Source organism: Oscillospiraceae bacterium (assembly GCA_031265355.1).
In the GTDB taxonomy this organism is placed as follows: domain Bacteria; phylum Bacillota; class Clostridia; order Oscillospirales; family UBA929; genus JAIRTA01.
Genome location: JAISCT010000057.1, coordinates 1 through 20193, shown reverse-complemented (window position 1 = coordinate 20193; position 20193 = coordinate 1). Strand labels below are relative to the sequence as shown.

16 protein-coding genes are annotated in these 20193 nt (G+C 60.9%); 14 read left to right on the top strand and 2 right to left on the bottom strand.

Translation table 11 applies throughout. From position 1 onward, the window contains the following. The first annotated feature begins 652 nt into the window (after nt 1-652). Nucleotides 653-1396, top strand: a complete 744-nt coding sequence (locus LBK75_08500) for a hypothetical protein (GenBank protein MDR1158321.1) — start codon at nt 653-655, stop codon at nt 1394-1396. Between the two features lie 123 nt (nt 1397-1519). Here the strand turns inward: LBK75_08500 and LBK75_08495 are convergent, their stop codons facing one another. Both LBK75_08495 and LBK75_08490 read right to left on the bottom strand, forming a co-directional pair. Next, entirely contained in the window at nt 1520-2347 is an 828-nt protein-coding gene (locus LBK75_08495; GenBank protein MDR1158320.1) for an SDR family NAD(P)-dependent oxidoreductase, read from the bottom strand. A 45-nt stretch (nt 2348-2392) separates the two neighbouring features. Then, on the bottom strand, nt 2393-3745 hold the full coding sequence (locus tag LBK75_08490; protein ID MDR1158319.1) for a hypothetical protein: 1353 nt from the start codon (nt 3743-3745) through the stop codon (nt 2393-2395). A 293-nt stretch (nt 3746-4038) separates the two neighbouring features. Here LBK75_08490 and rsxC point away from each other — a divergent pair, with 293 nt between their 5' ends. The 13 genes from rsxC to LBK75_08425 all read left to right on the top strand — a co-directional run bounded on the left by rsxC (nt 4039) and on the right by LBK75_08425 (nt 19994). Further along, nucleotides 4039-5364, top strand: coding sequence for an electron transport complex subunit RsxC (gene rsxC / locus LBK75_08485; GenBank protein MDR1158318.1), 1326 nt, complete (start codon nt 4039-4041; stop codon nt 5362-5364). A gap of 5 nt (nt 5365-5369) precedes the next feature. Then, nucleotides 5370-6389 carry an RnfABCDGE type electron transport complex subunit D gene (locus tag LBK75_08480; protein MDR1158317.1) on the top strand — a complete coding sequence of 340 codons (1020 nt, stop codon included), beginning with the start codon at nt 5370-5372 and terminating at the stop codon, nt 6387-6389. Then, nucleotides 6386-7120 (top strand): FMN-binding protein, encoded by a 735-nt coding sequence (locus LBK75_08475; GenBank protein ID MDR1158316.1) that lies wholly within the window; start codon nt 6386-6388, stop codon nt 7118-7120. Before LBK75_08480 ends, LBK75_08475 begins: the two co-directional genes overlap by 4 nt. 51 nt (nt 7121-7171) lie before the next feature. After that, the gene (locus tag LBK75_08470; GenBank protein MDR1158315.1) at nt 7172-7780 is read left to right on the top strand and encodes an electron transport complex subunit E; all 609 of its coding nucleotides are present in this window, start codon (nt 7172-7174) and stop codon (nt 7778-7780) included. Nucleotides 7781-7805: 25 nt separating this feature from the next. Next, a complete protein-coding gene (rsxA, locus tag LBK75_08465) occupies nt 7806-8396 on the top strand; it encodes an electron transport complex subunit RsxA (GenBank protein ID MDR1158314.1) in 591 nt (196 codons plus the stop codon). 55 nt (nt 8397-8451) lie between these two features. After that, nucleotides 8452-9282: an RnfABCDGE type electron transport complex subunit B gene (locus LBK75_08460; protein ID MDR1158313.1), complete on the top strand. Its 831-nt coding sequence runs from the start codon at nt 8452-8454 to the stop codon at nt 9280-9282. 107 nt (nt 9283-9389) lie between these two features. After that, entirely contained in the window at nt 9390-10403 is a 1014-nt protein-coding gene (gene gap / locus LBK75_08455) for a type I glyceraldehyde-3-phosphate dehydrogenase (protein ID MDR1158312.1), read from the top strand. Nucleotides 10404-10692: 289 nt separating this feature from the next. Next, complete coding sequence (locus LBK75_08450) at nt 10693-11055, top strand: hypothetical protein (GenBank protein ID MDR1158311.1); 363 nt, start codon at nt 10693-10695, stop codon at nt 11053-11055. A gap of 113 nt (nt 11056-11168) precedes the next feature. Continuing rightward, a complete protein-coding gene (locus LBK75_08445) occupies nt 11169-11522 on the top strand; it encodes a hypothetical protein (GenBank protein MDR1158310.1) in 354 nt (117 codons plus the stop codon). Nucleotides 11523-11697: 175 nt separating this feature from the next. After that, on the top strand, nt 11698-11874 hold the full coding sequence (locus LBK75_08440) for a hypothetical protein (GenBank protein ID MDR1158309.1): 177 nt from the start codon (nt 11698-11700) through the stop codon (nt 11872-11874). A gap of 379 nt (nt 11875-12253) precedes the next feature. Further along, on the top strand, nt 12254-15952 hold the full coding sequence (gene rpoB, locus LBK75_08435) for a DNA-directed RNA polymerase subunit beta (GenBank protein ID MDR1158308.1): 3699 nt from the start codon (nt 12254-12256) through the stop codon (nt 15950-15952). A 123-nt stretch (nt 15953-16075) separates the two neighbouring features. Next, entirely contained in the window at nt 16076-19630 is a 3555-nt protein-coding gene (gene rpoC / locus LBK75_08430; GenBank protein MDR1158307.1) for a DNA-directed RNA polymerase subunit beta', read from the top strand. 121 nt (nt 19631-19751) lie between these two features. Further along, nucleotides 19752-19994, top strand: a complete 243-nt coding sequence (locus LBK75_08425) for a ribosomal L7Ae/L30e/S12e/Gadd45 family protein (GenBank protein ID MDR1158306.1) — start codon at nt 19752-19754, stop codon at nt 19992-19994. Nucleotides 19995-20193 lie beyond the last annotated feature (199 nt).

Genomic DNA, 20193 nt, shown 5'->3' with positions numbered 1-20193 from the left:
AGTTTATTGGGGATCGACCTCATAAAGCGCTATACACTGAGCGGCGCGTTCAATTTCTATGAAAACAGTCAGCACATGGAGTCTCTCGCACCCTATCTTGTCTATACTGTTGTCGTTTTTGTGATCGGGTTGATGTGTGCAATCTTTACGGTTCGGGATGTCAAACGCTAATGATGAAAAAGGTGCTTGACATTTACAGAAACGGGATATATAATTATGGCTTACTGAATGGCGCCATTCAGTAAGCCATAATTAACACTACAATGAAACATTGCAAAATTTTATAGACGCCCAGGGAGGTCATCCTGAAGCAGGTAGCCGCCCATTCTCTGCATAGTAAGCCCGAGCCCTTCGGATCTTATCCATGGCATGTGACTTATAGCCTGAGGCCGTGAGGAAGGGTCTGCACAAATGGCTGAAAGCGTGATATAATAATGATTCTGTTCATACTGCTTCTATACAATAAACACTATAACAAATTCACCCGCGAGGTGAGACGCGCGGAGGGGCTGTAACCCTTCGCGACTCGGGCATGCAAGAAAATGTAAATCCATTTGGTTTCGCTCTTTGGCAGCGTTCCTTCCAACCGGAGACATAGGCTATCATTCCTGCCGGAAATTCAGGTATCTATTTTATCAAGAGGTGTAAAATCATGACAAAAAGAGCGTGCCGTACCACCGCCATTGTCATCGCTGTATCACTCATTTTGCTGCAAGCCTGCACATCTAACGAAACCGCCTCTGCGTTTGCGGAGCAGCGCGAAAGCTTTTCGTTTTCGGGCAACAGCCTCCGTGTGCAGTATGCTGCCGAAAACAACGATAAACAGATCCCAATTCCGAACCCTGTCAAGCAGTGTTTGGCGGCGAATGACCAAGAAATCGAACCGTTCGACATATTTGTCCACCCTCGTATGACGGCCTTTGTGTCGGGTGGGAACAACAGTGACGCCACCGTGCATTGCACTGTGGACAAAGGGAAAAACTGGTCTGAAGCTGTCCTGCCAAAGGCCCGTGAACGGCAATTTGATAGTGAGGTCAACGGTTTCTCTTCCGTATTGATAGGATTCACCTCTGCGTCCGACGGTTGGGTCATCGGGAGTCAATATCACGGGATGGGAAACCAGGAAAACTTTGTCTACCTCTCACACGATTCTGGAAAATCTTGGGAAGAAGTCGACAACATCAATGACCGTTACGCGCGCGTTTTGCGTTTCGGGCTGTTCACAACCGAAAACATCGGATTCATGTGCTTCCGATTTGAACTCGATACAAATCCCCTCCCGATGTACAGAACCGCCGACGGCGGGATGGATGACCTGGGACGCGGTTGCGATGCCCGAAATCGACCGGCCGGAAAATTCATATTACCAGTTCTCCGCCTTTCAGATCCAGGGTGATACGTACAGACTTCTTCTGTCAAATCCCCTCTCCGAAGACGATACTGTCACGCTGATCAGTTCCGATCTTGGCGTGACTTGGCACGCAGAGAATGAAAAGGTATAATTCTCCATTCTCAATTCTCAATTCTTCAAATACATCCGGATCAGAACAAACTCGATCAGACGCGCGGGGAGAAGGCGCTTGGCGAAGACCAGGAGTTTGTAAGAGAGGCCGATGACGCGACGGACGGGCGGATGCCGGCGGCGAGCCAAGGCGAGTGCGGCGCGGGCCGTTTTGGCCGGGTCGTGGCCCCGCGCCTCGTCGCGCGCCATGCGCGCCACGGCGCGCGCGCAGGCCCGGGCGTAGGGGGAGTCCGCCGGGCCGGCCGGCGTCCGCGCGGCGGTGAAACCCGTCTTGGTGTCGCCCGGCTCCAGCAGCGCGGCGCGCAGACCAAACGGAGCGCCCTCCATGCGCAGCGCCTCCACATAGGCTTCCAGCGCGTACTTGGACGAGGCGTAGTGGCTCTGAAACGGGATCGAAATGAGCCCGGCCACCGAGCCAACCACCAACACGAGTCCGCCGCCGCGCGCGCGCATGAGCGGCAGGATGTGGCGGTTCACCCGCAGCACGCCGAAATAATTGGTCTCCATCTGGGACAGCGCCGCCTCGGGGGGGACGTCCTCCGCGGCGCCGGAGATGCCGAATCCGGCGCAGTGCAGCACGAGGCCGACGGTGCCCTCCCGCGCCGCGATGTGGGTCACGGCCCCGCGCACCGAGTCCTCGTCGCGCACGTCGCAGACGAGCGGCGTGAGACACCCGCCCGCTTCGGTCTGCACCGGCGGCCCGGCGGCCCGGCGGTACAGCGCCCACACCAGGTACCCCCGCGCCGCAAACGCCTCCGCGCAGGCGCGTCCGATGCCGGAGCCGGCGCCGGTGATCACCGCCACTCGCCCGTAAGGGAACCGCATACATCCACCTCCAAGCGGGCGCCTCCAACGGGAGACGCCCCAATATTACGGCGTCAGGGAGGCCGTATCGAGGCGCTCGATCGACATCATCTCTTTGGTCAGATGATAGACGACGGGCAGCAAAAGCAGGGCCGGCAGCCACATGGCGAACGGGAGATGGCTCCCAAACAGATAGGCGTGGTAGCCGGCGTAAGAGGCGTAGAGCGTGAGAGGCGCGAGGTACCAACGGCGCGGCTGGAGCATGACGTAGAGCAGGGAGAACACGTCGGCCATGTAAAAGTAGCGCTCGTGCATGCTGGGCAGCACCCAGGGCAGCCCCACACAGCAGAGAAACGACAGCGCCACAAGGGTCCTGTCGGACAGCGGCCGGGCCGGGTCAGAGAACCGGTAGAACAAAAGCAGTACAAACAGGGCCGCGCAGGCCAGCCCCGCCATGAAGAAGGGCGCCGTCGGCGCCGTGTCCGGCACCAGCGCGAAGAGAGAGGGCGCGTTTAAGTTCAGATACCGGCTGTATTGATTCACCTGTGTGTAATAGATGGAAAACAGCTGCGCAAAGGGTCGCCCCACGAGCAGCGCCGGCAGCGACACGGCGAGAAAGGCGCCCGGGCACCAGAGCGCGTGGACCCAGCGGATCCGCCGGCGGAAGAGCAATATGGCGAGCACCGGGAAGAAAAACACCGCCTGGAGTTTGAAGGCAAGGGCCAGCCCCGCCACGGCCATCGCCGCCCCCGGCTGCTCCCCCAAGACGAAGTAGAGACACAGCACCACAAACAACGTGTATATGACGTCGCACTGCGCCCAAAGGGCGCTGTTCATCCAAATCGTGGGGGCCATCAGCACCAGCGCCATCAGCCCCAGCCGATGTTCATCACCGAGCCCCAGCCGGCGGCCCAGTGCGCAGACCGCAAAGGCGAGCAGCAGGTCGGCGGCGACGGAGGCAAGTTTGATGAGGTACAGATCGCGCAGCGGGAGGGCGGCGAAGAACGACAGCAAGTAAAGATAGGGCACGTTGTAATCGCTCGGCAGCGTCGCGAGGGCGGAAAACCCGCCGTATGCCCGAAAATACGACACCCAGTGCGAGAGGAAGGCGTCGTAGTCGTTGGTGCGGTGATCGAGGCAGGCGGCGCGCACAAGCAGCGCCGCCGCGAGGATGACCGCCGCCGTCAGCGCCGTGCGGAGAGAGACTGGGGTCCGGCGGCGCAGCAAAAAGGCGCCGAGCGTACCGGCGAAGAGGAGAGCAAAGAGCGCGAAGACCCAAAAACGGTCCGTCTGCGTGCCCTCGGAGAGCGCGCGGACGGGCCAGGAGAGCGGAATGAGGAAAAGCAGGCTGAGCCCGCCCCACAGCGACGCTTGCGGGATGACGCCCCCCGCTGAAAATCCGCCCGGCCATTCCTTCACACAATCACACCTGACGGACAATTGACAATGTACAGTTGAAAATGGACAATATTAACACATTGGCAATTGTCGATTTGTTGAAAGGTCGCGACGACGACGCAAACCACCAGCCATAGTTTACAGGAAAATGCGCGGAAAAGCAATCGAAATGCGCGCGGAGACAAAAATGCGCAAAGAGGCTTGCCTTTTGGCGCAGTTTTGAGTATACTAAATTTTGATAATACGGAATTTTGACAATACGAAAACCGGCTTCGTTGTGAAGGGGCTCCATTCAAATTGCGGAGGAATGTGCCATGATCTTCCCGTTCCAGGGCGGCGTCCATCCGGAGGGGCACAAAGACGCCACCCGGCAAAAACCGATCGAGCCATTGCCGCCCCCGGCCCGGGTCGTGCTGCCCGTCTCCATGCACATCGGCGCGCCCTGTGAGCCGGTGGTCAAGGTGGGGCAGCATGTGCTGCTGGGGGAGAAAATCGCCGTGAGCGCGTCTCCGGTGTCCGCGCCCATCCACGCCAGCGTCTCGGGTACGGTGGCGGCCGTGGAGGTTTGCCCCCACCCGAACGGGGGCCGCATGCTCTCCGTCGTGCTGGAAAACGACGGCGCCGACGCCCCCCACCCCGACATCCGCCCGTTCGGTTCGGCGGAAACGCTGACGGCGGAGGAACTGATCGCCGTCGTCCGCGAAGCCGGGCTCGTGGGCCTGGGCGGCGCGGCCTTCCCCACTCACACGAAGATCGCTTCCGGGCTCGGGAAGGTGGACACGCTGATCGTAAACGGCGCCGAGTGCGAGCCCTACATCACCTCCGACCACCGCGTCATGCTGGAGACACCGGAAGAGATCCTCGGAGGGGTGCGGGCGCTGATGAAAATCTATGGGTTGGAGAGCGCCGTGATCGCCGTCGAGACCAACAAACCGGACGCTGTGGAGACACTGCGCCGCACCCTGCCGAGGCGGGGCGACGGCGTGCGGGTGGCGCCGCTCGCCACCCGCTACCCTCAGGGGGCGGAAAAACAGCTTATCCGCGCCGTCACGGGCCGGGAAGTGCCGCCGGGGGCGCTGCCGGCGGCGGTGGGCGCCGCCGTCTTCAATGTGGACACCGTCGCCTCCATCCACCGCGCCGTCACCACCGGGATGCCGCTGCTGCGGCGCGTCGTCACGGTGTCCGGGTCCGCCGTCTCCAACCCCAAAAATTTGAGCGTGCGGATTGGTACCCCGCTCAGGGCCGTGTTTGAGGCGACAGGCGGCTTTCGGGAGCAACCCTTCAAGATCATCATGGGCGGACCCATGATGGGCGTGGCCCAGCACAATCTGGACGCCCCGGTCGTCAAGGGCACGAACGCGCTGCTCGCGTTTTCGCGCGGGGAGGGCAAACCCGAGAAAGAGCCGGTCTGCATCCGTTGCGGCCGTTGCGTGTCGGCGTGCCCGATGCGGCTGCTGCCGGTGTATCTCTACCACTACGAACAGAAAAACATGCTGGCGGAGTGCGAGCGGATGCGGGTGAGCGACTGCATCGAGTGCGGCAGCTGTTCTTACATCTGCCCCGGGCGGCTGCACCTGGTCCACTCCTTTCGCACGGCCAAGCAGAAACTCCGGGAAGCGCGAAAGAGGGGAGGGAACTGACCGATATGGCCGACACCCGTTTTGTCGTGTCCTCCTCGCCGCACATCCGGGCCGAGGAGGATACCCGTTCGATCATGCTGGATGTCTGCATTGCCCTCGCCTTTCCGTTGGTGATCGCCGTCTACTTTTTCGGTCTGCGCGCGCTGACGGTCACCGCCGTGAGCGTGGCGGCCTGTGTGTTCTTTGAATGGGCTTACCGCAAACTGCTGAAAAAACCCTCGTCGGTGCGGGATCTCTCGGCTGTGGTCACGGGCCTGCTGCTGGCGTTCAACCTGCCGGTGTCGGTCCCGTACTGGCTGCCGGTCGTGGGGGCTCTTGTCGCCGTCGTCGTCGTCAAGCAGCTTTACGGTGGAATTGGTAAAAATTTCCTAAACCCGGCACTGGCGGCCCGCGTGTTTCTCTTTTCGTTCCCCGTGTGGATGACGAGCTTCCCCAAGCCGCAGCCGGGCCAGTGGAACGCGCTGCCGCTGTGGGGGCCGGTGGACGTCGTCTCGGCCGCCACGCCGCTGTCCTTTTTAAAGCACGGCGCGCTGCCCGCCGACGCGTACAACCTGCAAGATCTGCTGCTGGGGCAGGCGCCCGGCAGTTTGGGAGAGGTGTCGGCGCTGATGCTGCTGCTGGGCGGGGTCTACCTCGTTGTACGCCGCGTCATCACGCCGCGCATCCCGGTCGCGTACCTCGGCACGGTGGCGGCGCTCACCTTCCTGTTCCCGAAGGGGGACGCGGCGCCGCTTGAGTGGATGCTCTACGAGGTGCTCTCCGGTGGGCTCGTTCTCGGGGCCGTCTTCATGGCCACCGACTACACCACATCGCCCGTGACAAAGCGCGGCCAATGGATTTTCGGCATTGGCTGCGGCCTGCTCACGGTTTTCATCCGCTACTTCGGAGCCTACCCGGAGGGTGTGTCCTACGCGATTCTCGTGATGAACGCCTGCGTGTGGCTGCTCGACAAGATCTCGCTGCCTCGCCGATTCGGGGTCCCGCGGCTGACGCGTTTCATCCGGAAAGGAGGCGGCAAGGCGTGAACAAGCCGAAACGGAAGTCCCCGCATCCGGCGCCCAAGACGGAGACGCCGGACACGAAGACGCCGGATGTCAAGGCGCCCGAAGCCGAGACGCCGACTGCCGAGACGCCGGCCCAAAAGCCCGCCTTCTGGGCCGCGTTGTTTGGCCGGGTTCGCCGGTCGGAGGCGACGCCGCGGCGGCCGCTGTCTCAGACGCACCCGGTTCTTTACATGGTGGTCATGCTGACGTCGCTGACCGCTGTGCTCGCGTTCCTGCTCGGTTTTGTCAACGGGATCACGGCGCCTCTCATTGAACGGCTTCGGCAGGAGGCGCTGGTGGCGTCCGTGTCGGAGGTGCTGCCGGGGGCGGCGGGGGAACCGGAGATTGTGGAGGGGAGCTGGGTGGCTCCGGTGCAGACCGTGCGCCGCGCCTACAGCGCCGCGCATGACTTTGTCGGCTACGCGGTCGAGGTCGCGCCCGGCGGCTTTGGCGGACCCATCACCGCGGTGGTGGGCGTGCAGCCGGACGGGACGGTCACGGGCGTGCGGATCATCGACATGAAGGAGACGCCGAACATCGGCACCAAGGCCCAGGAACCCACGTTTTTAGATCAGTTCACCGGCAAGACCCCCGGGTTTGTCCTGGGCACGGGAACGGACGACGTCCATGTCATCTCGGGTGCGACCGTCTCCTCCACCGCCGTGTACAACGGGGCGGCGGCGGCTTCCGCCGCCGCCCTGACCCTCAAATGAGCAAAAATTATCAATTATCAATTTTCAATTGTAAAGGGGTGGTGAGGCGCGATGAACCAGACGCTGCGGCAGTTTAAGAACGGACTGCTGGACCAAAACCCCACGCTGGTGCTGCTGCTCGGTATGTGCCCGACCATGGCCATCTCCACATCTCTGGCCAACGGACTCGGGATGGGCGCGTGCGCCACGCTTGTGCTCATCTGTTCAAACTCCGCGATTTCCTTGATGCGAAAGCTCATCCCGGAGAAGATCCGCATCGCCGCGTACGTCGTGATCATCGCCGGATTTGTCACGCTGGTCGATATGCTGCTGGGCGCCTTCTTGCCCGCGTTGTCGCAGAGTTTGGGGCTGTTTATCCCGCTCATCGTCGTAAACTGCATCATCTTGGCGCGGGCGGAGGCCTACGCCTCCAAAAACGGCGTTGTCCGCTCGGCGCTGGACGGGCTCACGATGGGGCTCGGATTCACGGCGGCGCTCTCCGTCGTGTCCGTTATCCGTGAAGTGCTCGGGAGCGGCACGCTGCTGGGGCAGCGCGTATTGCCCGACGCGTTCCCCGGGGTGCTGCTGCTCGTACTGCCCACCGGTGGGTTTCTGACGCTGGGTTTTGTCATCGCGGCCACGCAGAAGCTGATGGCCGGCCGAAAGGGGGGAAAGTCCTGAGGGAATCTCCCGCGGGACGCGTGCTGTGGATCTCACTCGGCTGTTCTCCATCGCGCTGGGCGCGATTCTCATTGAAAATTTTGTGCTCGTGAAGTTTTTGGGCATCTGCCCCTTCCTCGGTGTCTCGAAAAAGATGGACACGGCGCTGGGGATGAGCATGGCCGTCATCTTCGTCATGGGCGCGGCGTCGGCGGCCACCTGGTGTGTGAACACCTGGCTGCTGACCCCGCTCTCCCTCGGCTACATGCGCACGGTGGCCTTCATCCTCGTCATTGCGGCGCTCGTACAGCTCGTCGAAATGTTCCTGCAAAAGGCGGCGCCGGCGCTCTACAACGCGCTGGGGATCTATCTGCCGCTCATCACAACGAACTGCGCCGTGCTCGGCGTCGCCATCTTAAATGTGGACAATGCGTATTCGTTCCTCGAGAGCGTCGTCTACGGCGTGACGGCGGCGCTGGGGTTCACGCTGGCGATCCTGCTCTTCGCCAGTGTCCGGGAAAGGCTGACGTTCGCGGGCTACCCCGCCCCGTTTGAGGGATTTCCCATCGCACTCATCACCGCCGGCCTCCTCGCAATGGCGTTCATGGGCTTCAGCGGGCTGAAGGTGTTCCCGTGACGCGGCGCCGGGGGGCGCGCCGGGATTTCCGATCTGCAAGGAAGGCGTGGCTGCTATGACGATCAATGTGTTGTTTGCCGTGTTGGTGCTGGGCGGGCTCGGCGGCGTGCTGGCGCTGGTGTTGGGCGGCGCGTCCCAGGTGTTGGCTGTCGAGAAGGATGAGCGGCTGGACGATGTGCTGGCGGCGCTGCCGGGCGCAAACTGCGGCGGCTGCGGCTATGCCGGCTGCGCCGCGCTCGCGGAGGCGCTGGTGGCTGGGCAGGCCGACGTAGGCGCCTGCCCGGTGGGCGGGGCGGCGACGGCCGAGGCGCTGGCGGCGCTTCTCGGTGTGGAACTGAAGAAAAACACCCGTCTGACGGCGCTGGTGCGTTGTTCCGGGGGCGTACGCGCCCGGCGGAAGTTCGACTATGTCGGGCTGCCGGACTGCGTGGCCGCCATGCGGCTCGGCGACGGGGGGCCGCTTGAGTGTTCGTACGGCTGCATCGGCCTAGGGAGTTGTGTGGCCGCCTGTCCGTTCGGCGCGATCTCGGTCCGCGACGACGTGGCCGTGGTCGACCACGAGCGCTGCACGGGCTGCCTGACCTGCACGAAGGTCTGCCCCAAGTCTCTCATCATACCCGTCCCCTACTACGCCGACATCGTAGTGGCCTGTTCCTCCCACGAGCGGGGCGGCGTGCTGCGGAAGGTGTGTGACATCGGCTGCCTCGGCTGCCGCATCTGCGAGAAAATCTGTAAGCACGGCGCCGTCACGATCACCGACAGCCTCGCCTCCATCGACTACGAGAAGTGCGTGAGCTGCGGCGACTGCGCCGAAAAATGTCCCCGCCGCCTGATCGTAGACACAAACCTAGACCGCGGCCCCCGCCGCCTCTCAGAGGCCGACTGACGGGGCACAGATATGGATAATTCTACCACATCTAGAAAAAAGGCTTGTCTTCCCGCGGCGGGCGGTGTATAATGTTTCCGTATTTTGAGTTAGGAGGAACGGACACAATGAGTATCAAGATCGGCATCAACGGCTTTGGGCGCATCGGGCGTCTGGTGTTCCGGGCGGGCCTCGCGAACCCACAGGTGGAGTTTGTGGGCATCAACGACCCTTTTATGTCCCCGGACTATATGGCCTACATGCTCCGTTACGACACGGTGCACGGCCGCTTTGACGGGGAGGTCTCGTACGACGACAGCTCCATCACTGTGAATGGGAAGAAGATTCTCTTCTTCGCCGAAAAAGACCCGGCGAACATCCCCTGGGGCAAGATCGGCGCTCAGTACGTGGTGGATGCCACGGGCATCTTCCACTCCAAAGACAAGGCGAAGGCCCACATCGACGCCGGCGCGAAGAAGGTCGTCTACACCGGCCCCTCGAAGGACGACACCCCGATGTTCGTCTGCGGCGTCAACCTCGACAAGTACACGCCGGACATGCAGTTTGTGTCCAACGCCTCCTGCACGACAAACTGTCTCGCCCCGCTGGCGAAGGTCATCCATGACAAATTCGGCATCACCGACGGTCTGATGACGACGATCCACGCCACCACGGCCACCCAGCTCACGGTGGACGGCGCCTCCAAGAAGGACTGGCGCGGCGGCCGCGCGGCGTCAGGCAACATCATCCCGAGTTCCACCGGCGCCGCGAAGGCGGTGGGCAAGGTTATCCCCGAGCTGAACGGAAAGCTCACGGGTCTGTCGATGCGCGTACCGACGCTGGACGTCTCGGTGGTGGACCTGACGGTCAACCTGAAGACGCCCGCGAAGTACGACGAGATCTGCGCCGTCATCAAGGCCGCGAGCGAAGGCCCCCTCAAAGGCATCCTCGGCTACACAGAGGACTCCGTCGTCTCAAGCGACTTCGTCGGCGAGTCCCGCACCTCAGTCTTCGATGCCAAGGCCGGCATCGCGCTGACAGATACCTTTGTCAAGCTGGTCGCCTGGTACGACAACGAGTGGGGCTATTCGAGCAAGGTCATCGACCTCATCGTCTACATGAACAGCGTGGACAACAAGTGAACCGCCGCTAAAACAAAAAATCAGCCGCCCTCCGTCACCGGGGGGCGGCTGATTTTTGTGCGGGTTGAAATTCCCCACAAATGAATTCCACAGAAAGTATTGACAAGGCTGTGCAAAGAGCTTATAATTAACGCCTTAAACCCCTGGCTATGACCTAAGCGGTATCAAATTTGACGTGAATGGCAGATTTTTATCGTTCGTGACAAATTTGCTACCACTTATGACTTTTTGAACACAGCGCGATGTGATCGTGCTATGATAATGGTCTGGTAGTCCGGCCGAATGGAAAATGGTTCGCCCGAAACTGGATGGTACTTCTGGTACTTACTATTACAAAATATGGGAAAACAGTTCAAACGTGACTCAAGCAAATGCGTTTAAGGACTCGGTACACACAATGGCAGTCTTAGAAGCTTCGCTCGCATCGAAAACAACAACTGCAGCTATTTCTGTGGTCTTCACTGGAATATTGTCGGGAATGGCAGTCGCATCGGCAGGTATCTTGTCACCTGCTGCAATTGCAGCTATCATTTCTACAGCAGCACTAACAGGTACAGCTGCGACCGCGGGAGTAGAAGTTGCTAATCAAAACAACAATTGTATGATGGCAATTGATGCTTGCTACTACGCTACTGATAATATGCATTTTTAAGAAAATAATGTGCTGTACGAAGCAGTAGCCAAGATTCCATCTGATTACCAACACATCAGTATTTAATACTGATGTGTTGGCATATGTTTACTTTTGCAAAGGAGGAAAATGTGATGAATAATATTATCTCGACATGGCTTGTAGAGATAATTGTGCGAGTAGTCTGTACAGTCGCTACACTGTTTGTTGCTGGATACTATGGTGCCTTTACACTTGTCGCCACTCTCCGACTTAGGCGCATTGAATCAGACAATCCAGCATTGCTACAGAGCGATCCGCTAAAAAAAGCAAGACTCTCAACAGGATTATTTGCGGCCGCAATGCTTATGCTTGCAGTATTGTATATGTGCAGAGTATCGCTTGATGTGATTGCAGGCATATCCCTTGGCGTGCTTGCCTTAACAAGTTTGATTAAACGTCCTCTTTTGAGCAAGAAGGACTTGGAATCTTTGAAACCAAATAATTGACGGCTTAAACCCCCAGTTATGACTGGAGAGAGTAGAGCAAGCAGGAGCGGGTGTGGTGAGAAGAAACGCCCCCCATATGGCATATGAAAACGGTGTCGCAAACCGATAAACTCCTCTCTTGTCCCAGCAACACTGATTTCGCTCTTCAATTGAAAAGCAAGGGAGGTAATTGATAATGATTTTCTTGAAACAGCAGCCTGAAAGAGGTGTGGAAAATGAAGGCGGCAGATTTAGCGGAATTTATACGTACGATGCCGACACGGGTGAGTTTATTTTGGAGGAAGACGATACGAGTAAGCTTATTTCGCCGCTGGTGGAGGAGAACGCCTCTCACCCTGCCCGCCGAAGGTAGCGCCGAGCGTGGAGCGGTTCAGAGGCGCCATCATGTAAACAATTTGTAAACAGTGTGTCTTTGGACGGTCAAAGGCGCAAAAACAACAATCACACCCCTTGACAGTCTGTCGGGGGTGTGATACAATTTTAGCTCCTGTGTATGAGAAAAACGCACTCTACTCCGATTATGATCCTATCATAGCACACCTTGTCGCAAAGCACAAGAGCGGGGCGAGTGAAAAAATCAACGCTGCCGCGTGTGTCGCAATGAGGGGCCGCCTTTAGCGTCCCCGGATGTGTACAGCAGGCACCTCATCGTATCACTCAGCACTCATCACTCAGCACTCGGCACTACCGCCCCAGACGGGCGGCACTGTACTTGGGAGGAATGCATATATATGGTCAAGGACGTGCGCTATGGAAGAACGACCCGCAAAAGTTATGCCAGGCTGGACGACGTGCTGGAGATTCCGAATCTGGTTGAGGTGCAGAAAAATTCCTACCAGTGGTTTCTAAACGTAGGGCTGCGTCAGGTGTTCCACGACGTCTCCGCGATCACGGATTACACCGGCAACCTGGAGCTCAGCTTCATCGATTTTGTGCTGGAGGACACCCTCAAGTATTCGATGGAGGAGTGCAAGGAGCGCGACGCCACCTATGCCGCACCGCTCAAAGTGCGGGTGCGCCTGCGCAACCGGGAGACCGAGGAGATCAAAGAGCAAGAGATTTTCATGGGGGATTTCCCGCTCATGACGGAGGGCGGGACTTTTATCATAAACGGCGCCGAGCGCGTCATCGTCTCGCAGATTGTGCGCAGCCCGGGTATCTACTTTGAAGAGCGCCCCGACAAGGGCATCGAGCCGCTGTTTTCCAGCACGGTGATCCCCTACCGGGGCGCCTGGCTTGAGTACGAGACGGACATCAACGACATCTTCTATGTGCGCATCGACAAAAACCGGAAGCTGCCGGTCACTTCCCTCATCCGCGCGTTGGGTATCCGGACGGACGCCCAGATCCGGGAGATCTTCGGCGAGGACGAGCGCATCGTAGCCACACTGGAGAAGGATCCCTCCAAAACGGAAGAAGACGCCCTCATCGAGATTTACCGGCGCCTGCGTCCGGGTGAGCCGCCGACGGTGGACAGCGCCCAGACGCTGCTCCACAACCTCTTCTTCGACACGCGCCGCTACGACCTCAGCAGCGTGGGCCGGTACAAGTTCAACAAAAAACTCGCCCTGGCGCCCCGGCTCACCTCCCGCCGGCTGGCGCAGCCGGTGGCCGATCCGCGCACCGGCGAGATCTTGGCCGAGGCAGGCGAGGTTCTTACCCGGGAGCGCGCCCGCGCGCTGGAGGCGCTGGGCGTGTCCGAGGCGACGCTCGACGTCGGCGGGAAGTTTGTCAAAGTGTTTTCAAACGGCATGGTCGACATGAAGCCCTTTGTCCCCTTTGACCCGGCGGAACTGGGCGTGCGCGAGCGTGTGCGCTTCTCTGTGCTGTGTGAGCTGCTCGACAACTTCGAGGGCGAGGCGCTGCGGGAAGCCGTTACGGACAAGCTGGACTCTCTGGTGCCGAAGCACATCCTTGTGGAGGACATCCTGGCCTCCGTCAACTACATGTGTGCGCTGGTGTACGGCATCGGCTACCCGGACGACATCGATCATCTGGGCAACCGCCGTCTGCGCAGCGTGGGCGAACTGCTGCAAAACCAGTTCCGCATCGGCTTTTCGCGGATGGAGCGCGTGATCCGTGAGCGCATGACGATTCAGGATCTAGACATCGTGACGCCGCAGTCGCTGATCAACATCCGCCCGGTGACGGCGTCTATCAAAGAGTTCTTCGGCTCGTCGCCGCTTTCCCAGTTTATGGATCAGACGAACCCGCTGGCCGAGCTGACGCACAAGCGCCGTATGTCGGCGCTGGGGCCCGGCGGCCTTTCGCGCGAGCGCGCCAACTTCGAGGTGCGCGACGTGCACTACAGCCACTACGGCCGCATGTGCCCGATCGAGACGCCGGAAGGTCCGAACATCGGCCTTATCTCCTATCTCTCCACCTACGCCCGTATCAACGAGTACGGCTTCATCGAGACGCCCTACCGCCGGATCGACTCGGGGACGCGCCGCCTCACCGACGAGGTGATGTATATGACGGCCGATGTGGAAGATGAATACATTGTGGCGCAGGCGAACGAACCCCTCGCGCCGGACGGTACCTTCCGGCATGAGCGCATCACCTGCCGCCACCGCGACGAGATCATCGAGGTCGACAGCCGCCAGGTGGACTTTGTGGACGTGTCTCCGAAGATGATGGTCTCCGTGGCCACGGCCATGATTCCCTTTCTCGAAAACGACGACGCGAACCGCGCGCTCATGGGCTCCAACATGCAGCGGCAGGCGGTGCCCCTGCTGGTGACGGAGGCCCCTATCGTGGCCACCGGCATTGAGTACAAGGCGGCCTGCGACTCGGGCGTCGTCAAGCTGGCCGCGGAGGACGGTGTCGTCACGGCGGTGTCCGCCGACAACATCACGGTGCGCTACGACAGCGGCCAGGTCAAACATTTCCGGCTCATCAAATTTTTGCGCTCCAACCAGGGTACCTGCGTCAACCAGAAAACCATTGTGAATATTGGCGATAGGGTGTGCCCGGGCGACGTGCTGGCCGACGGCCCTTCCACGAACCAGGGGGAGATCTCCCTCGGGCGCAATGTGCTGATCGGGTTCATGACGTGGGAGGGCTACAACTACGAGGACGCAATTTTGATCAACGAGCGGCTCGTGCGCGACGACGTGTTCACTTCGATCCACATCGAGGAGTACGAGACCGAGGCGCGCGACACGAAGCTGGGCTCCGAGGAGATCACCCGTGATATCCCCAATGTGGGCGAGGACGCGCTGAAAGAGCTCGACGAGCGCGGCGTCATCCGCATCGGCGCGGAGGTGCGCGCGGGGGACATTCTGGTGGGCAAGGTGACGCCGAAGGGCGAGACGGAGCTGACCGCCGAAGAGCGGCTGCTGCGCGCGATCTTTGGCGAGAAGGCGCGCGAGGTGCGCGACACTTCTCTGCGGGTACCCCACGGCGAGAGCGGTATTGTGGTGGACGTCAAAGTGTTCACGCGCGAGGGCGGCGACGAGCTGAACCCCGGCGTCAACATGGCGGTGCGCTGTTACATCGCGCAAAAGCGCAAGATCAGCGTGGGCGATAAGATGGCCGGACGGCACGGCAACAAGGGCGTCATCTCTCGGATCCTGCCGCAGGAGGACATGCCCTTCCTGCCGGACGGCACGCCGCTCGACATCGTGCTAAACCCCCTCGGCGTCCCGTCGCGTATGAACATCGGGCAGGTGCTGGAAGTGCATCTCGGCTACGCGGCCCGCTCGTTGGGCTGGAAGGTGGCCACGCCCGTATTCGACGGCGCCGACGAAGTTGACATCGAAAACACGCTGGAGATGGCGGGGCTGCGGCGCGACGGCAAGAGCATTTTGTGCGACGGACGCACCGGGGAGCAGTTTGACAACCCGGTCACCGTCGGTTACGTGTACTTTTTAAAGCTCGCCCACCTGGTGGACGACAAGATCCACGCGCGCTCCACCGGGCCGTACTCGCTGGTCACACAGCAGCCGCTCGGCGGCAAGGCGCAGTTTGGCGGCCAGCGTTTCGGCGAAATGGAGGTGTGGGCCCTGGAGGCTTACGGCGCCGCCTACACCCTGCAGGAGATCCTGACGGTCAAGTCCGACGACATCGTCGGGCGCGTCAAGACATACGAGGCCATTGTCAAGGGCCACAACGTGCCGCAGCCGGGCGTACCGGAGTCGTTTAAGGTGCTCATCAAGGAGCTCCAGTCGCTGGGGCTGGACGTCCGCGTTCTGGACAAGAACCGGGAGGAGATCGAGCTCAGAGACGAGGACGAGGATGAGACCTTCACGCGGCCGGCGCGCGACGAGGACACGCGCGTGGTCGAACAGGAACTGGCGTCTCAGGGTTTCGGTGTGGAGGGCCCGGACGAGCCGGCGGCGCCGGAGGAACCGGAGGAGTACGGCGACTTCCTCGAAGAGGAGCGCGAGCCGGAGGCCGCCGAGGAGGATCTGTTTGCTCTGGAATAGCGGACGGCTCCGATTGCGAATATGGAAAAATTTACCACAAAAGGTTTCCGGCTGTGAGTGGATGCTGCGACGCCGGGGCGGGGCCGCCTCCCCGCCGGGCGCGCATTGAGAAAGGATGTCCGCATGAGTTACGCGCCGTTTGAATCCATCAAGATTGGGCTGGCCTCTCCGGAGATGATCCGCACCTGGTCCCACGGTGAGGTGAAAAAGCCCGAGACCATCAACTACCGGACGCTGAAGCCGGAGCGCGACGGGCTGTTTTGTGAACGTATCTTTGGCCCGCAGAAGGACTGGGAATGTTACTGCGGCAAGTATAAGAAGATCCGTTACAAGGGGCGCGTCTGCGACCGCTGCGGCGTCGAGGTCACGAAGGCTAAGGTGCGCCGCGAGCGCATGGGCCACATCGACCTGGCCGCGCCCGTGTCTCACATCTGGTACTTCAAGGGCATTCCCTCTCGCATGGGGCTGGTGCTCGATATGTCGCCGCGCCTGCTCGAGAAGGTGCTCTATTTTGCCGCCTACATCGTTGTGGATCCGGGCGACACGCCGCTGCAAAAGAAGCAGATCCTCACCGAGAAGGAATACCGCGATATGCGGGAAAAATACGAGGACGATTTCCGCGCCGGCATGGGCGCGGAGACGGTGCGCGAGCTGCTGGCCGAGATGGATGTGGAGCGGCTCTCCCACGAGCTACGCGCCGAGTTGAAGGAGTCTTCCGGCCAGAAGAAGATGCGCATCATCAAGCGGTTGGAGGTCGTCGAGTCCTTCCGGCAGTCAGGCAACCGGCCGGAATGGATGATCATGGACGTCGTACCGGTCATTCCGCCGGAGATCCGCCCGATGGTGCAGCTCGACGGCGGCCGCTTTGCCACGTCGGACCTAAACGACCTCTACCGCCGCGTGATCAACCGGAACAACCGGCTGAAGAGGCTGCTGCAGCTCGGTGCGCCTGACATCATCGTGCGCAACGAGAAGCGGATGCTCCAGGAGGCGGTGGACGCGCTGATCGACAACGGCCGCCGCGGCCGCCCGGTCACCGGCCCCAACAACCGCGCGCTCAAGAGCCTGTCCGACATGTTGAAGGGCAAGCAGGGGCGGTTCCGCCAGAACTTGCTTGGCAAGCGCGTCGACTATTCGGGCCGCAGCGTCATCGTGGTCGGGCCGGAGCTGAAGCTTTACCAGTGCGGCCTGCCGAAGGAGATGGCGCTGGAGCTCTTCAAGCCGTTTGTGATGAAGAAGCTCGTGGAAGATGGCATGGCCAACAACATCAAGAGCGCCAAAAAGATGGTCGAGCGCAACCGCATTGAGGTCTACGACGCGCTGGAGAACATCATTTCCGAGCACCCGGTGCTCCTAAACCGCGCGCCCACGCTGCACCGCCTCGGCATTCAGGCGTTTGAACCGGTGTTGGTCGAGGGCCGCGCGCTGAAGCTTCACCCGCTCGTGTGTACGGCGTACAACGCCGACTTCGACGGCGACCAGATGGCTGTCCACGTGCCGCTGTCCGCCGAGGCGCAGGCCGAGGCGCGTTTCCTGATGCTCTCGGCCAACAACCTGCTGCACCCAAAGGACGGCCGGCCGGTCACGGTGCCGACGCAGGACATGGTGCTCGGTTCCTATTACCTGACGATCGAGCGGGACGAGATCGGCGCCGGCAAGGTCTTTTCAAGTACCAACGAGGCACTGATGGCCTATGAGGCCCGGGAGGTGGGCATCCACGCCCCGATCCGCGTACGCGTCACCTGCGAGGTGAACGGACAGCCGGTCACCCGGCTGATCCACGCCACCGTGGGCCGAATCTTGTTCAACGAGGCGATCCCGCAGGACCTCGGCTTCGTGAACCGAGACGACCCGGAGCACGTGTGCGACCTGGAGATCACCTTCCTCACGGGCAAGAAGGAGCTGGGTCTTATCATTGAGCGCGGCATTAAGCGTCATGGCTTTGCCCGCTCCGCGCTGCTGCTGGACGACATCAAAGCCTTGGGCTTCAAATATTCCACAAAGGGCGCCGTCACGATCTCGATCTCCGACATGGTGGTGCCGGACGAGAAGGCCGCCCTGATCGAGGCCGCCGAAAAGAAAGTCGCGGCCATCGACCGGCAGTACAACCGCGGTTTTATCACCAATGAAGAGCGTTATCGCCTGGTTATCGAGGAGTGGGACGAGACCACGAAGAAGGTCACGGCGGCCATGCAGAACAACCTAGACAGCTTCAACCCGATTTATATGATGGCGCACTCGGGCGCGCGCGGCAGTATGAACCAGATTCGCCAGCTCGCCGGGATGCGCGGCCTCATGGCCAATACGGCCGGTAAGACAATCGAGATCCCGATCAAGGCGAATTTCCGCGAGGGGCTCTCGGTGCTGGAATACTTCATCTCCTCGCGCGGCGCGCGTAAGGGCCTGGCCGACACGGCGCTGCGCACCGCCGACTCCGGGTATCTGACGCGCCGCCTTGTGGATGTGTCGCAGGATGTGATCATCCGCGAGGTGGACTGCGGCGTCAAAGACGGCATCACGGTGTTTGAGATCATATCGGAGGGCTCTGTCATCGAGCCGTTGCTCGACCGCCTGACGGGGCGTTTTCTGGCCGAGGATCTGCTGGACGGCGCGGGCCGGCTCCTGTTGCCGCGCGACACGCTGCTGGGTGAGGATGAGGCAAGGAAAATCATTGACGCCGGCATCCGGGAGGTCAAGGTGCGCAGTCTCCTGACCTGCCGAGCCCGTCATGGCGTTTGCGCCCGTTGTTACGGGGCGAACCTTGCCACCGGCGAGCAGGTCAATGTGGGCGAGAGCGTTGGCATCATCGCCGCCCAGTCGATTGGCGAGCCGGGCACCCAGCTCACGATGCGCACCTTCCACACCGGCGGCGTCGCCGGGGACGACATCACGCAGGGTCTGCCGCGCGTCGAGGAGCTCTTTGAGGCGCGCAAGCCGAAACGTGTGGCGGTGCTCTCCGAGATCGCCGGCACCGTGTCCATCGAGGACACCCGCAAGGGCGCGATCCATTTGGTCACCGTCACGGACAGCGAGGGCAACAACCACGCCTACCAGATCCCCAGTTCGGCCACACTCAAGGTGAAGGACGGGCAGGCGATCGAAAAGGGCGCGGAACTCACGGAGGGCGCGCTGAACCCGCACGACGTGCTGGCCATCCTGGGCGTGTCAGCCGTGCATAACTACCTCATCCAAGAGGTGCAGCACGTCTACCGTCAGCAGGGCGTGGATATCAACGACAAACACATCGAGGTCATCGTGCGCCAGATGATGCGCAAGGTCAAGGTGGAGACCGCCGGGGACACCGAACTGCTGATGGGCGCGATGGTGGATATCTTTGAATTTGAGGAGCAAAACGAAAAGGTCGCAAAGCGGCTCGCCGCCGGGGAGACGGACCTGGCGCCGGCCACCTGCTCGCTGCTGCTGCTCGGCATCACCAAGGCGTCTCTTGCGACCGACAGCTTCCTGTCCGCCGCCTCGTTCCAGGAGACGACGCGCGTGCTGACGGAGGCCGCCATCCGGGGCAAGGTCGACAGCCTGCTCGGCCTCAAGGAGAACGTCATCATCGGCAAGCTGGTTCCCGCCGGGTCCGGCATGGAACGTTACCGCGACTTTGAGGCGACGCTCATAAGACCCCCCGAGTACGAGGAAGAGTACAACGTTGTGGCGGTGTCCGAGTAGGCGCCTGCGTGCCCGAACTTCCCGTGTTCCGCGATACTTGACGAATGCGTAAAAATATGCTAATATTATTACTTGCGCGACCCGCCGTCTGCGGGCGGGCGTTTCGGAGGTGGGGCATCCGTTGTTGGAGGAACTTAAAACCGCGCCCAAAAAGACGGTGGGTCTGAAGCAGACGCGCAAAGCGCTGACAGACGGCGCGGCTAAGTCCGTGTTTGTGGCCCGCGACGCCGAAGTGCGCGTCAGACAGCCGGTGCTCGCCCTGTGTGAAGAGACGGGGGTGCCCGTTTTTTGGGCGGATACCATGGAGGAACTCGGCCGCGCCTGCGGCATCGAAGTGGGCGCCGCCGTGGCGGCCGTCCTATAAAGGGGCGTTGAGCCTGGTGTTTTGCGGAATATACGACGTATGTTCCTGAAACAATATACAAATAACGAAAGGGCCCCGTAAGGGTCTGTCGGAAAATAAAGTGTGCAGTTGGCGCAGCAATTTTGTGTCCCGGCAAGGCGCCGGGTTCCGCGAATACTTGTAGTATTCAAGGGTTCCGGCAACGCGGCCGGGGTGCAAA